Below are 13,731 nucleotides of genomic sequence, written 5' to 3' on the forward strand. Positions count from 1 at the left end.
ACCCGGGAGCGCGGTCAGACGCCGCGCCCCACGAGATCCAGCACCCACGCGTATTCGAACGCTATTTCCTTCCATTTCGGATAACGGCCGCTGACGCCGCCGTGACCGGCGCTCATCTCCGTCTTCAACAGCAGCGGGGCATCGCCGGTCGCGGTGGCACGCAGCCGGGCCACCCACTTGGCGGGTTCGACGTACAGCACCCGGGTGTCGTTGAGGCCGGTCGTCGCCAGGATCGCGGGATAGTGCTGGGCCGTGACGTTCTCGTACGGCGAGTACGACTTCATGTAGAAGTACACCTCGGGATCGGCCAGCGGATTTCCCCACTCGTCCCATTCGATGACCGTCAGCGGCAGCGACGGATCGAGGATCGAGGTGAGCGGGTCCACGAACGGCACGCTGGTCAGGATTCCCGCGAACGACTCCGGCGCGATATTCGCGACCGCACCCATCAGCAGCCCGCCCGCGCTGCCGCCGTCGGCGACCAGGCGGTCCGGGGTGGTGACGCCGGTATCGATCAGATGCCGGGCGCAGGCGACGAAATCGGTGAAGGTGTTCTTCTTCGTGAGCGTCTTGCCGTTCTCGTACCAGAGCCGGCCCATCTCGCCGCCGCCGCGCACGTGCGCGACCGCGTACACCATGCCCCGGTCCAGCAGCGACAGGCGCGGCACCGAGAAGCCCGGATCGATACTCGCCTCGTAGGAGCCGTAGCCGTACAGCAGTGCGGGGACGGGACCCGGGCCCGCGCCGGCCCGATCGCGGCGGCGGACGATCGAGATCGGGATCCGGGTGCCGTCCTCGGCCACCGCCCAATCCCGGTGCTGCTCATACTCGTTCGGGTCGTAACCGCCGAGCACCTGCTGTTCCTTGCGGAGGATCAGTTCACCGGTGGCCGGTACGTAGTCGAACACCTGCATCGGGGTGATGAACGAGGTCAGCCCGATGCGCAGGGTCGGTTGCGCCCATTCGGGATTCGAGCCCAGCCCCGCCGAGAACAGCTCCAGGCCGAACTCGAGCTCGCGCAACTCCCCGTATCCGGCGCCGGGCACGCCCGAGGCGTCGGAGGTCAACGGCCACACCGCGACTCGCGGCAGCGCCTCGCGACGGTAGGAGAGCACCAGATGGTCGGCGAAGCAGTCGATGTCCTCCAGCCGCACATCGTCGCGGTGCGGGATCAGGACGGTCTGATTCGCCGGATCGTCCGCCGGCGCCTCGGCCAGCACGAAGTTCTCGGCCTTCACCCCGTCCACGATGTCGTTGTGCAGGAACAGGAATCGGTCCTGACCGGCGATCACGGCGTGCTCGGCGTAATACTCCACGCCCTCGCGGCGCGGCAGCAGCACCCGGAATTCGCCCTCGGGGTCGTCGGATTCGAGCACCCGGGCCTCGCTGGTGATCTTCGAATGCACCCAGATCATCAGATATTTCTCGGAGTGCGTGGCGCCGATGCCGACCCAGTACCGGTCGTCGGGCTCGTGATGGACGACGACATCGCTGTCCCTCGGGGTGCCCAGGCGGTGCCGCCACACCGTATCCGGACGCCAGGCCTCGTCGACGGTCTGATAGAAGAGGTGGGTCCCGTCCAGCGACCAGGTCGCGCCCCCGCCGATATCCGCGATCTCGTCGGCCAGGATCTCCCCGGTCCGCAGATCCTTGAACCGCAGCAGATACCGCTCGTTGCCGACGACATCGGTGGAGAAGGCCAGCAGCGTGCCGTCGTGGCTGATGGAGAAGGCGCCCAGCGAGAAGAATTCGTGCTCCTCGGCGAGGATGTTGCTGTCCAGCAGCACCTGCTCACCGGGAATCTCGGCGTCGGCCTCGAGCGCCGGGGGCGCCCAGTCGTCCGGATCGGCCACGGGGCACCGGCAGTGCACGCCGTGCTGTTTGCCCTCGAAACTGCGGGTGTAGTACCACCAGTCGCCCATCCGGGTCGGGACCGAGAGGTCCGTCTCCTGGGTGCGCGCCTTGATCTCGTCGAAGACGGCCTCCCGCAGCGCCTGCTGATGGGCCGTGCGCGACTCGGTGTACGCGTTCTCCGCCTCTAGGTGCGCGATGACCTCGGGGCTTTCCTTGTCGCGCAGCCATTCGTACTCGTCGACGACCGTGTCGCCGTGGTGTAACCGCTCGGCGGGTACCCGCTTCGCCACCGGGGGCGTCACCGCGGCGGCGGTGCCCGGCGTCGCGTCGCCGGGGCTGGGGACCGTTCCGGTACCACTGTCGAGAGCCATGCGGTCCACGGTAATCGCGTGGCGCCGCCGGGCGACGTCCGGGCTATCCCAGTCCGGTGCGTCGCGCCGAACCCGGCAGACCGGCCCGGCGCGTGCTCACCCGCCGGGTGTCCATCAGGTAGTAGAGGGCCGCTTTGCGGCGCGAGCATTGGTCGGGCGGGCAACTGCGGTGGACGTGCAGGATGTGGTGCGCTAGCTCGACGGTGAGGTGTAGGGGCACCACCGAGCAGGTGTCGTATTCCGGTGCCATCGGCGCTCTGTCCTTGTCGTGCCTGGTCGAGGGCGGAATGCACGATTGCGGTCCGTCTGACCGAATCGCGATCCGGTTCCGCCACAGCAACAGATGTTTCCGCTTCGATTGCCGGATAAACCCCTGTCGCCACGACTACTGTGAATTGCGGCCGAGATCACCGAATCCCGCACCGAGCCAAGCCGACTCGCTCATCGCGAGGCCGGCGTACAGGAGCAGATGTGGAAGCGAAGAATCGCGATATCGACCCCGATGCCGTATGGCACCGCAGCGGCGGCGGGACCGGTGGCGTCGAGGTCACCTTCCTCGCCTCCGGCAACGTCGGCCTGCGCGACGCGAACAATCCCGGCGGCGCGATCCTCGTCTTCACTCCCGCCGAGTGGACGGCCTTCGTCGCCGGCGCCCGGGACGGGGAGTTCAACCGCCCCTCCGCCTGATTCCGCTTGCCGGCTCAGACGCCGATCGCCGGGCCGATGGTGGGCCAGGACGAATGCAGGGTGTCCTGCCAGTACGACCACGAATGGGTGCCGACCGGATTCTCCTCGATCCGCGCCGGGATGCCGAGCCCGCGTAGTCGTTGCTCGAACGAGGTGACGCAGGCGTCGACCCCGGCCTCGATCGGCCCGCCGAAGAAGATGTTCTCCGGCAGTTGCGGTTTCACCTCGGCCTCGTGCGGGCCCGGGATGCCGGTGCCGGTGGACAGGAAGATCGTCGTCCCGCGCAGATTCTCGGCGAGCAGCGCGGGATCGTGTGCGGCCCAGGCCGGATCGCCGGGCAGACCCCACATATCGGCCGGATTGCCGCCCCGATTCGCGATGGAGAATTCGATCGAGCCCTGGGCCATACCGAGATCCGGACATGCGCTGTACCCGGCCACCGCGCGATATCGGCCCGGATTGCGTACGGCCAGAACGAATGCCGCGATACCGCCCATCGACAGGCCGCCGATCGCGTCGACGCCGTTACCGTCGAACGCCGCATCGATCAGCGGGGGTAGCTCCCGGGTCAGGAAGGTCTCCCAGCGGTAGTGGCCGAATTTGGGATCGTCGGCCTGCCAATCCGTGTAATAGCTGGCCTGGCCGCCGATCGGCAGCACCACATTCACCGATTTGTCGGCGAAGAAGGGTTCGGCGTCGGTCGCGTTGGTCCAGGTGCTCTGCTGTTCCCCGGGATCGAGGCCGTCGAGCAGATAGTAGGTGGGGCGCGCGCCGCCGGCGCGCGGATGCAGCACCTCCACCGGAACCGCGCGACCCATCGCGGGCGAGTCGACGAGCAGCGCCGACCGCGTGGGGCTCAGCCGATTTTCCGCGACGATCCGCGCCCCCGGCGCGGGGTCGGCGGCCGCCGTGGGCAACCGCCCGGCGCCCGGAACGCAGAGTCCGGTAGCCACCGAAAGCAAAACGGCAGCAACGACACTGAAGCGCATGCCTCACCTCCATCAGCCCAGCCCGAGTCGTCCCAACGTAACTCACGGCCGGAGGTCACGGCAGTACTTTCTCGTTGCCGCACCCCTTGGGCAAAACCGAGCGGTCCGTGTTCGGAAAATGCACTGCGCGAACGGGTTATCCCGCCGCGCGCTCGAGCACCCCGCGGATCGACCCCGCGAGATAATCGAGGTCGGCCCGCGCCGGATGGGTGGGCCGCGCGCGCAGGCCGAAACCGTCGCCCGGGGTACGCGGAATCACGTGCAGGTGCACGTGGAAGACCTCCTGCCCGGCCGTGACCCCGTCCGCCAGAAAGAAATTCACGCCGTCGCAGCCCACCTCGGAGGCCCGCAGCGCCGCGGCCAGTCGCTGCCCGACCCGGAAGAGCTTGCCGCCCAGCTCCGGATCGAGTTCGGCCAGGCTGCGCGCCGGCGTCTTCGGGATCACCAGCAGATGGCCGGGAGTCACCGGCCGAATGTCCATGAACGCCAGCACATCCTCGTCCTCGTACACCTTCGATGCGGGGGCACGGCCGGCGACGATATCGCCGAAGATCGTGTACGGATTCATGGACGCAGCCTACGTCGCGAAACCGCCCGTGGCGCTACAGGATCGGCGACGGAGTGTAGTGCGCGGCCGCGGGATCGGCGTCCACCAGCTTCTGCACCTGCGCGATCACATCGGCCACCTGTGCCTGCGCCGCGCCGACGAATGCGGACCGGTCCGACAGCGCGGTCTCCAGTTCGGCGCGGGTCAGCGGCAGCCGATCGTCGCCGGCCAGCCGATCGAGCAGATCCGGTTCGCGGCCCTGTTCCCGCATGGCCAGCGCGACCGCGACCGCGTGCTCCTTGATGACCTCGTGCGCCGACTCCCGGCCGACCCCGGCGCGCACGGCCGCCATCAGGATGCGGGTGGTGGCCAGGAAGGGCAGGTAGCGGTTGAGCTCCCGCTCGATCACGGCCGGATAGGCGCCGAATTCGGCCAGCACGGTCAGGAAGGTCTCGATCATGCCGTCCATGGCGAAGAACGCGTCCGGCAGCGCGACCCGGCGCACCACCGAGCAGAACACGTCGCCCTCGTTCCACTGCGCCCCCGCGAGCTCCGCGGCCATCGAGGCGTAGCCGCGCAGCACCACCTGCAGGCCGTTGACCCGCTCGCAGGACCGGGTGTTCATCTTGTGCGGCATCGCCGACGAACCCACCTGGCCCGGCTGGAAACCCTCGGTGACCAGCTCGTGCCCGGCCATCAGCCGGATCGTGTGCGCGAACGAGGACGGCCCGGCGCCCACCTGCACCAGCGCGGACAGCACGTCGTGGTCCAGCGACCGGGGATACACCTGGCCGACGCTGGTGAGCACGCTCGCGAAGCCCAGATGCCGCGCGACCCGCTGCTCCAGCAGGGTCAGCTTGGCCGCGTCGCCGCCGAGCAGGTCCAGCATGTCCTGGGCGGTGCCCATCGGGCCCTTGATACCGCGCAGCGGGTACCGGTCGATCAGCTCACGCAGCCGGGTGAGCGCGATGAGCAGCTCGTCGGCGGCGGAGGCGAAGCGTTTGCCGAGCGTGGTGGCCTGCGCGGCCACATTGTGCGAACGACCCGCCATGACCAGTGGCCCGTATTCGGCGGCCCGCTCGGCCAGCCGGGCGGCGACGGCCACCCCGTGCCGGTACACATGCTCGAGCGAGGACCGGATCTGCAACTGTTCCACGTTCTCGGTGAGATCGCGGCTGGTCATGCCCTTGTGGATGTGCTCGTGCCCGGCGAGCGCGTTGAACTCCTCGATGCGCGCCTTCACGTCGTGGCGGGTCACCCGCTCGCGCTCGGCGATCGAGGCCAGGTCGACCCGGTCGATCACCCGCTCGTAGTCCTCGACCACACCCGGCGGCACGTCCACGCCGAGTTCGGCCTGTGCCCGCAGCACCTCCAGCCACAGCCGGCGCTCCAGCACGATCTTGTTCTCCGGGGACCACAGATGCCGCAGCTCCGGGCCGGCGTACCGGTTGGCGAGGACGTTCGGGACAACACTCACGTCGGTCGAGTCTAGTGTTCGGTGCCGACCCGATTGCCGGAGGTATGCGGGTGCAGGATGGTCTGCTGGGGAGTGGCCGGTGCGATCACGTCGATCAGCTCCAGCAGGGCGCCGCGCGCGGTGCGGCGCGGCTGCGGTTCGGGCTCGGTGAGCGCGGCCACCACGGCCCCGTCGACCACCGCCACCAGCCGCCGCAGTTGCTCGCCGCGGACCACCCGATCGGAGCGGCGCAGCACGTCGGCGAGCAGATCCTCGAGCTGGGTGCGTAGTCGCAGCTGCACCTCACGCAGTTCGGGGTGGCGGGCCGACGCGACCGAGCGCTCGTATCGGGCCAGCAGTTGCCCGCGCGCGAATTCGTCGTATCCGTCGGTACCCACGAGCAGGTCCAGGATCAGCTCGACCGTCGCCTCCGCGCCGCGGCGGCGGTGGGTCACCTCGCCGACCCGGCGGCGCATCGCGTCGAGTTCGGCATTGCCGCTGAACTCGACCGCGCGCGCGATCAGATCCTCGAGGGACTGGAAATAGTACGTAGTCGACGCCAAGGGTAGATCGGCCCGCGTGGCCACCGAGCGGTGCCGGACAGCATCGAAACCACCTTCGAGCAATAGCTCGGCGGCAGCCGCAACCAGAGCCTGGCGACGCCGTTCGCCTTTCGGAGTCGTCGCGGTTATCACCGTGTCATCGTGCCAGTCGTCATCGGTTCATCCGTGCCAAATCGGTGCGATCGCTGTGGGTACGTACTTTGTCGGTCTTCTTCTGCCGGTTCCTGATTGCGCGCGCCGACCCGCTCCGGATTGCCTGTGCCGACCCGGCGGATTGCATGCGCCGGCCCGGCGGTGGGATGTCCCGATCCGGCCGCGGGTGAACGAGAAGGTGCGGTGCGAAAACACACCATACTTTTTCTACCGCATCGGCGGCCGGTAGGGGGCCGGGAACGGAAAGACTTTGGGGGACTGGGCAGTCCGATGCGACCGAGGTCACAGAAAGCGCCCCATCCGGACCAATGCCTCCTCGATGTCCGTGGTGGCGCCGGCAAAAGAAATGCGGACCGTATGGTTTCCGTTTTCGGTGTCGAAATCGATTCCGGGGGCGAGTGCGACACCGGTGTGCGCCAGCAGATCGGCGCACCAGCGCGTCGAATCGTCGGTCAGGTGGCCGATATCCGCATAGGCGTAGAACGCGCCGTCGGCGGGTGCGAGTTCGGTGATACCCAGTTTCGGCAGACCGTCGAGCAGCAACCCCCGGTTGTCGGCGTAGCGGTGGACGTGCCGGTCGAGCTCGGCGCGCGATTCCGGATCGAAGGCGTGCACCGCGGCGTACTGCGAGACCGCCGGCGGGCACACCGTCATATTCGAGGCCAGTCGCTGCAGCGCCGGCCGCAGCCGCGCGGGCACCAGCATCCACCCCAGCCGCCAGCCGGTCATCGAGAAGTATTTCGAGACCGAACCCACCACGATCGACTCGCGCGAGGTCTCCCAGGCCGAGGCGGTCGGCTCGGTGTCGGCATAGCTGATCCCGTGGTAGATCTCGTCGGAGATCAGCAGCGTGCCGTGCTCGTCGCACCAGCGGGCCAGCGCGGCCAGCTCACCGGGGTCGATCATGGTGCCCGTCGGATTGGCCGGACTGGCCACGATCAGGCCCGCGGGCGGTTCCGGCAGCGCCTCGAGCATGGCCACGGTCGGCTGGAACCGGGTCTGCGGCCCGCAGTCCAGTTCGACCACCCGGCAGCCCAGCGCGGTCAGCGTGTTGCGATAGGCCGGATATCCGGGCCGGGCCACCACCACGGTGTCGCCCGGGTCGAAGGCGGCCAGGAAGATCAGCGTGAACGCACCCGAGGAGCCGGTGGTGATCACCACGTCGTCGGCGGTGGCGTCGACACCGTAGCCGTCGCGGTGGTACGCGGCGATCACCTCGCGCAGCTCCGGAATGCCGAAGGTCTCAGTGTAGCCGAGCAGTTCGTTGTCGATCGCCAGCTTCGTGGCCCGCAGCACCGGCGCCGGGGCCGGCGTGGACGGCTGCCCCGCCGCGAGCACCAGGACGTCGCCGTGGGTGCGGGCTCGTTCGGCCGCGGCCTTCCAGACGTCCATGACGTAGAAGGTGGGAATGGTGGAACGAAGCGATTCACTGCGCACCCGGTCGACGGTAGAACACGCGCGCCCGTCCGCTCCCTCCCGGTTGCGAGATCACCCTGTTATCGTCGGCGGTATGCCCGGGTCGGGCGACTGATCGACGCGGTTCAGGGGGTGCGCACGGTGGTGGTGATCCGCCCCGATCGGCGTTCCCGCCCGCGTCCGCCCACGCCGCGGCAGCGCGCGCGACGACTGGCCGGCCGGGCCCGATCGGGCCTGCGCCGCGCGGCGGCGGCCCGTACCACCGCGGCCCGGCTGTGGCGCGCCGCGCGCACCCGCGACTGGCGTACCGACTGGCGCGACACCACACAGCGCACCCGCCGATTCGCCGAAACCCATCGGGCACTGCTGATCGGCCTGTGCTGCACCGCGATTCTCGCCGCGGCCGACGACCGCGCCCCCGGCACCGTCGACATCGCTCTGGAAGTCGGTGCGACGCAACGTATCCCGGTCGCCTACGGGCTGGAGAACCAGGCCCCGCCGGAATCCGCCCGCCGCTACCTCGACGCGGTCGACAACGGTGAGCGCATCCGGGAATCCCAGGTGGTGGCCGCGGCGGCGCGGGCCACCCTGGACCGCGCCAAGGCCGAGGCGGCCGCCGCGGCCGCCGGCCGGCCCGCGCCCTGGCTGCCCGGCCCGGCGACCCTGCCCGGTATCGCCCCCGGGATCGGCGGCTACGCCCTCCCCGCGCGCGGCGTGTTCACCTCCGGCTACGGAAACCGCTGGGGTACTTTCCATTACGGCATCGATATCGCGGCGCCGATCGGTTCACCGATCTACGCCGTCGCCGACGGCACGGTCATCGACGCCGGGCCCGCACAGGGTTTCGGGTTGTGGGTGCGCCTGCGCCACGACGACGGCACCATCACCGTCTACGGCCACATGTACGACTTCTCGGTCTCCGTCGGGGAGCGCGTCCACGCCGGCGAGCAGATCGCGCGCGTCGGCAACCGCGGCGACTCCACCGGCCCGCACCTGCATTTCGAGGTGCTGATCAACGGGCAGCACGTGGATCCCCAGCCCTGGCTGGCCCTGCACGGCATCGCGATCTCCTGAACGCGGCCGAATTCCGCCCGGCGCAACCGATCCCGGCCGGAAGGCACTCACGGTGCCACGTAACTACCGGTGCCGCAACGGGTTCCGGCACCGCGACAGCTCAGACGCGCGCCGGAACCGAGATGCGGTCCTCCACGGCGGCGAGCGCGATATCGGTACGGCAGTGTGCGCCGGGCAGTTTCACGGCCGCGAGCCGGTCGTAGGCGCGGGTGCGGGCCTCGGCCAGATCGGCGCCGGCGGCGACGATGCTCAGCACCCGGCCACCGGCGGACACCAGCGCGCCGTCGTCGCGCAGCGCGGTACCGGCATGCAGGACATCGGTACCGGGCTCGCCGGGCTCGGTGCCGGTGATCACGTCGCCGGTGCGGGGCCGGCCGGGATAGTTCTCGGCGGCCAGCACGACCGTGATCGCGGCGCCGTCGCGCCAGCGCAGCGGCGCCGCCGCGGCCAGGGTGCCGGTGGCGGTGGCGTACAGCAGTTCGCCGAGTGGGCTCGCCAGCAGCGCCAGCACCGCCTGCGTCTCCGGATCGCCGAAGCGGCAATTGAATTCGACCACCGCCGGCCCCGCCTGCCCGATCGCGAGGCCGGCGTAGAGCAGCCCCGAGAACGGGACGCCGCGGCGAACCATCTCCGCGGCAACGGGTTTCACGACATCCTCGACGATCTCGGTGACCGTCTCGGCGGGCAGCCAGGGCAGCGGCGTATAGGCGCCCATCCCACCGGTGTTCGGCCCGGTGTCGCCGTCGCCGACGCGCTTGTGGTCCTGCGCGGGCAGCAGCGGCACCACCGTCTCGCCGTCGACCAGGCAGAACAGCGACACCTCGGGCCCGTCGAGGAACGATTCCAGCAGTACCGGATGTCCCTGCTCCAGCAGCTCGGCGCCGTGGTCGCGGGCGGCCAGCCGGTCGGCGGTGACCACGACGCCCTTACCCGCGGCCAGGCCGTCGTCCTTCACCACCCAGGTCGGGCCGAACCGGTCCAGGGCGGCGTCCAGCTCACCCGGGTGGTCGACCACCTCGCTGTGCGCGGTGCGCACCCCGGCGGCGGCCATGACGTCCTTGGCGAACGCCTTCGAACCCTCGATCCGCGCGGCCGCGGCGGACGGCCCGAAACACGCGATCCCCGCCGCGCGCACCGCGTCCGCCACCCCGAGCACCAGCGGCACCTCCGGGCCGATCACCACGAGATCGGCGGCGACCTCCCGCGCCAGCGCCGCCACGGCGTCGGCGTTCACCGGATCGACCGCCCGCAGCTCGGCCTGCTGCGCCATCCCCGGATTGCCGGGCGCGGCGAACACCGCCCGCACTCCCGGATCCCGGCGCAGGGCCAGTACGAGGGCGTGTTCACGAGCTCCGGAGCCGATGACGAGTACGCGCACGGCAGACAGCTTAGGGGACGTGCCGATCGACCCCGACGGGTATCGGGCACGCGGCCGCGGGGGTCACCGGCGCATCGGGCGAGGGGGCGGCAGAATACTCACCATGGCTTCCGTTTTCAGTGCGATCATCGCCGGTCAGCTGCCCGGACGGTTCGTGTACGAGGACGACGAATTCGTCGGTTTCCTCACCATCGCCCCCGTCACCCAGGGTCACACGCTGGTGGTGCCCCGCCAGGAGATCGACCAGTGGCAGGATCTCGATCCCGCCACCTTCGCCCGTCTGATGGCGGTGGCCCAGACCCTCGGCCGCGCCGTCCGCACCGCCTGGGACGCGCCCCGCGCGGGCCTGTTGATCGCCGGTCTGGAGGTGCCCCACCTGCACGTCCACGTCTTCCCGGCGTTCGAACTCGGCGATTTCGACATCTCCGGCGCCGATCAGGAGCCCAGCAAGGAATCCCTCGACGAGGCCCAGTCCAAAATCAAGAAGGCCCTCCGCGACCTCGGCTTCGGCGGCAACGTCCCCGAATAGGGATCACGCCGCCGGGCGCGGCAGCCGGACGGTGAAGGTGGTGCCCTCGCCCGGAGCGCTGTCCACGGTGACGGTGCCACCGTGGGCGCCGACGAGGGCCTGCACGATGGACAGGCCCAGTCCGGTGCCGCCGCTGTCGCGGCTCCGCGAGGAGTCGGTGCGATAGAACCGCTCGAAGATGCGTTCGGCCTGGTCCGGCGGCAGGCCCGGACCGGTGTCGGCGACCTCGAGCCGGACCTCGTCCGCGGCCGGGGCGAGGCGGACCTCCACCGCGGCCTCCGGCGGGGTGTGGATCAGCGCGTTGTTGACCAGATTGCCGAGTACCTGACGCAGCCGCGCCTCGTCACCGAGCAGTTCCAGCGTGCCGGCACCGGTGCGGATCACCAGATCGATCGGCCGCGGCGGGCCGTCCGGCCGCTGGGCGGCGTCGAGCGCGCGCGCATTGTGCACGGCGTCGCTGGCCAGGGCCAGCAGATCCACCGGCCGGCGGTCCAGGGGCCGTTGCGCGTCCAGCCGGGCCAGCATCAGCAGATCCTCGACCAGCACACCCATCCGGTTCGCCTCGCGTTCGATGCGATCCATGAACATCCGCGGATCGGCCATCGCACCCTGCCGATACAGTTCGGCGAAGCCCTTGATGGTGGTCAGCGGAGTGCGCAACTCGTGGCTGGCGTCGGCGATGAACCGCCGCATCTTCGCCTCCGACCGGCGGGCCGCCTCCTCGGAGGCCTCGGTGGCGGCGAACGCCTGCTGGATCTGGGACAGCATCCCGTTCAGCGACTGCGACAGCAGATCGACCTCGGTATTGGTGCCGCGCACCGGAACTCGGCGATGCAGGTCGCCGCCGGCGATCGCGGCGGCGGTCTTCTCCACCTCGCGCAGCGGCCGCAGGCTGCGCCGGATCGTGAACTGCGCGACCACCGCGAGCACGGCCAGCACGATGACGCCGACCACCACCTGCAGCCCGACCAGCCGGTCGAGGGTGTTGTCGGTCTCGTTCAGCGGCAGCGCCACGATGCTGGTGGACCCGTCCGAGCCCACGACCCGCAGTGCCCGCCAGTGCTGGTCCGGATCGTCCACCGAGCCGATGGTCCGGGGATGCCGGTCCAGATCCGAGGGGATGTCGGGAATCGTTGTGCCCGAGAGGAATTCGGTGCGGAGATTCCCGTTCGGATCGATGATGTGCACATAGAACAGCGTCGGGGGGCGTTCCCCGCGCGGCGCCGGTTGCGGTTCGGGCAACGGCTGGCTCGGGCGCGCGAACGTGTGCGACGCCTCGACGAGCTGCCGATCGACCCGATCGAGCAGCACGCGGTGCATCGAGGAGGTGACCGCGACGCCGGACACGAGCAGTCCGAGCGCCGACAACAGCAACAACGCCACCGCGAGGGTCACCCGCAGCGGGATTGCGGCGAATCGCGATCGGATCAGGTGGGCGATCGATCGGGACCGTTGTGCCGACGACGGGGACGACGGGCCTGCCGAAGCTCCGAGGGTGGCCGCTGCCTCGTCGACCTGGGTGCTCATCTCGCAGACTTGCTCCGGCTGGGTGCGCGCATCACGTACCCGACGCCGCGCAGCGTATGGATGAGCCGGTCCGGCCCGGTGTCGACCTTCTTGCGCAGGTACGACACATAGGTTTCGACGACGCCCACCTCGCCGCCGAAGTCGTAGCGCCAGACGTGGTCGAGTATCCGCGGCTTGCTCAGCACCGTGCCCGCGTTGACCATGAAGTACCGCAGCAGGGTGAATTCGGTCGGCGACAACGAGACCGGCTCCCCGCCCTTCCACACCTCGTGGGTGTCGTCGTCCAGTTCGATGTCCTCGAACCGCAGCCGCGACGACTTCGCCTCCTCGACCACGTGACCGGAGCGGCGCAGGATCACCCGCAGCCGCGCCACCACCTCCTCGAGACTGAAGGGCTTGGTGACGTAGTCGTCGGCGCCGAGGGTCAGCCCGGTGACCTTGTCCTCGACCTCGTCGCGCGCGGTGAGGAACAGCACCGGCGCGTCGATGCCGTCGGCCCGCAGCCGCCGCAGCAGCCCGAACCCGTCCATACCCGGCATCATGACGTCGACGATCATCGCGTCGGGCCGGAAGCTCTTCGCCTTGTCCAACCCCTCCGCGCCGTTACCCGCGGTGGCGACCTCGAAGCCCTGATAGCGCAGACTCACCGAGATGAGCTCGACGATCATCGGTTCGTCGTCGACCACGAGCACGCGGGCCTCTGGGGTTCGGTCGGCAGCACCATTCATAGGACAATCGTGCCCCGTACCATCGGGAAGTCGCTGAACCTTCTCTGGGAGTTTTCTGGGAAGCCCCTCCCCCTGTGGTCCGAGCCTGCTGTCAACACCCGACGGGATTCGGCCACACCCCACCCGAGCCGAAACCAGCTCTGCCACTGGGCAATACGAACAGTCGCCGCGAGAAAACGGACGACCGCGACCGGCAAGAGCCCCCTGTCAGGATTGAACTGACGACCTTTCGCTTACAAGTCGACTACATCGTGTCCGCGTGAGTATCGCGGACGTCTGCACTCCTGCGTGCGGTGCTGATGCGCCTCCGTGGGAGTTCCGGCGCGTCCGGGGTCGTCCGCGCAACTTGTGACAACATCGTGACAAGCCGAGTGCTCCCAACGACCGAAATACGCCTCGCGACCTGCGCGTTTCACGTGAAACCGTTGCAGTGCAACGCTTTTCGGCGGATAGGTTGTC

13 protein-coding genes are annotated in these 13,731 nt (G+C 69.5%); 3 read left to right on the plus strand and 10 right to left on the minus strand.

What is annotated here, in order from left to right; translation table 11 throughout:
* Positions 1–14 precede the first annotated feature (14 nt).
* Both G361_RS0133395 and G361_RS0133400 read right to left on the minus strand, forming a co-directional pair.
* A complete protein-coding gene (locus tag G361_RS0133395) occupies positions 15–2,156 on the minus strand; it encodes a S9 family peptidase (RefSeq protein WP_026343810.1) in 2,142 nt (713 codons plus the stop codon).
* 112 nt (positions 2,157–2,268) lie between these two features.
* Positions 2,269–2,475, minus strand: a complete 207-nt coding sequence (locus G361_RS0133400; RefSeq protein ID WP_019931492.1) for a hypothetical protein — start codon at positions 2,473–2,475, stop codon at positions 2,269–2,271.
* A gap of 221 nt (positions 2,476–2,696) precedes the next feature.
* Between G361_RS0133400 and G361_RS0133405 the strand changes: the two genes are divergently transcribed.
* Positions 2,697–2,912: a DUF397 domain-containing protein gene (locus tag G361_RS0133405; RefSeq protein ID WP_019931493.1), complete on the plus strand. Its 216-nt coding sequence runs from the start codon at positions 2,697–2,699 to the stop codon at positions 2,910–2,912.
* Between the two features lie 14 nt (positions 2,913–2,926).
* Here the strand turns inward: G361_RS0133405 and G361_RS0133410 are convergent, their stop codons facing one another.
* The 5 genes from G361_RS0133410 to G361_RS0133430 form a co-directional block, all read right to left on the minus strand.
* A complete protein-coding gene (locus tag G361_RS0133410) occupies positions 2,927–3,901 on the minus strand; it encodes an alpha/beta hydrolase family protein (RefSeq protein ID WP_026343811.1) in 975 nt (324 codons plus the stop codon).
* A 136-nt stretch (positions 3,902–4,037) separates the two neighbouring features.
* Positions 4,038–4,469: an HIT family protein gene (locus tag G361_RS0133415; protein WP_019931495.1), complete on the minus strand. Its 432-nt coding sequence runs from the start codon at positions 4,467–4,469 to the stop codon at positions 4,038–4,040.
* Positions 4,470–4,503: 34 nt separating this feature from the next.
* The gene (gene purB / locus G361_RS0133420) at positions 4,504–5,925 is read right to left on the minus strand and encodes an adenylosuccinate lyase (protein ID WP_019931496.1); all 1,422 of its coding nucleotides are present in this window, start codon (positions 5,923–5,925) and stop codon (positions 4,504–4,506) included.
* 11 nt (positions 5,926–5,936) lie between these two features.
* Complete coding sequence (locus G361_RS0133425; protein WP_026343812.1) at positions 5,937–6,599, minus strand: TetR/AcrR family transcriptional regulator; 663 nt, start codon at positions 6,597–6,599, stop codon at positions 5,937–5,939.
* Between the two features lie 303 nt (positions 6,600–6,902).
* Complete coding sequence (locus tag G361_RS0133430) at positions 6,903–8,057, minus strand: pyridoxal phosphate-dependent aminotransferase (protein ID WP_196814712.1); 1,155 nt, start codon at positions 8,055–8,057, stop codon at positions 6,903–6,905.
* A gap of 111 nt (positions 8,058–8,168) precedes the next feature.
* Here G361_RS0133430 and G361_RS0133435 point away from each other — a divergent pair, with 111 nt between their 5' ends.
* Positions 8,169–9,110 (plus strand): M23 family metallopeptidase, encoded by a 942-nt coding sequence (locus tag G361_RS0133435; RefSeq protein ID WP_019931499.1) that lies wholly within the window; start codon positions 8,169–8,171, stop codon positions 9,108–9,110.
* Between the two features lie 100 nt (positions 9,111–9,210).
* On the opposite strand, the gene purD is transcribed toward G361_RS0133435, so the two are convergent.
* The gene (purD, locus tag G361_RS0133440; RefSeq protein WP_019931500.1) at positions 9,211–10,488 is read right to left on the minus strand and encodes a phosphoribosylamine--glycine ligase; all 1,278 of its coding nucleotides are present in this window, start codon (positions 10,486–10,488) and stop codon (positions 9,211–9,213) included.
* A gap of 103 nt (positions 10,489–10,591) precedes the next feature.
* Between purD and G361_RS0133445 the strand changes: the two genes are divergently transcribed.
* A complete protein-coding gene (locus G361_RS0133445) occupies positions 10,592–11,017 on the plus strand; it encodes an HIT family protein (protein WP_019931501.1) in 426 nt (141 codons plus the stop codon).
* 3 nt (positions 11,018–11,020) lie between these two features.
* On the opposite strand, the gene G361_RS0133450 is transcribed toward G361_RS0133445, so the two are convergent.
* Together G361_RS0133450 and G361_RS0133455 are read right to left on the minus strand one after the other, a co-directional pair.
* The gene (locus tag G361_RS0133450; protein ID WP_019931502.1) at positions 11,021–12,544 is read right to left on the minus strand and encodes a HAMP domain-containing sensor histidine kinase; all 1,524 of its coding nucleotides are present in this window, start codon (positions 12,542–12,544) and stop codon (positions 11,021–11,023) included.
* Positions 12,541–13,272 carry a response regulator transcription factor gene (locus G361_RS0133455; protein WP_081635717.1) on the minus strand — a complete coding sequence of 244 codons (732 nt, stop codon included), beginning with the start codon at positions 13,270–13,272 and terminating at the stop codon, positions 12,541–12,543. Before G361_RS0133455 ends, G361_RS0133450 begins: the two co-directional genes overlap by 4 nt.
* Positions 13,273–13,731 lie beyond the last annotated feature (459 nt).

The organism is Nocardia sp. BMG111209, assembly GCF_000381925.1.
GTDB lineage: Bacteria > Actinomycetota > Actinomycetes > Mycobacteriales > Mycobacteriaceae > Nocardia.

Bases quoted from the DNA above. Each gene is read 5' to 3' on its own strand.
- G361_RS0133415 (WP_019931495.1), bottom strand. From the start codon at position 4,469: ATGAATCCGTACACGATCTTCGGCGATATCGTCGCCGGCCGTGCCCCC.
- G361_RS0133410 (WP_026343811.1), bottom strand. From the start codon at position 3,901: ATGCGCTTCAGTGTCGTTGCTGCCGTTTTGCTTTCGGTGGCTACCGGA.
- G361_RS0133400 (WP_019931492.1), bottom strand. From the start codon at position 2,475: ATGGCACCGGAATACGACACCTGCTCGGTGGTGCCCCTACACCTCACC.
- G361_RS0133455 (WP_081635717.1), bottom strand. From the start codon at position 13,272: ATGAATGGTGCTGCCGACCGAACCCCAGAGGCCCGCGTGCTCGTGGTC.
- G361_RS0133445 (WP_019931501.1), top strand. From the start codon at position 10,592: ATGGCTTCCGTTTTCAGTGCGATCATCGCCGGTCAGCTGCCCGGACGG.
- G361_RS0133450 (WP_019931502.1), bottom strand. From the start codon at position 12,544: ATGAGCACCCAGGTCGACGAGGCAGCGGCCACCCTCGGAGCTTCGGCA.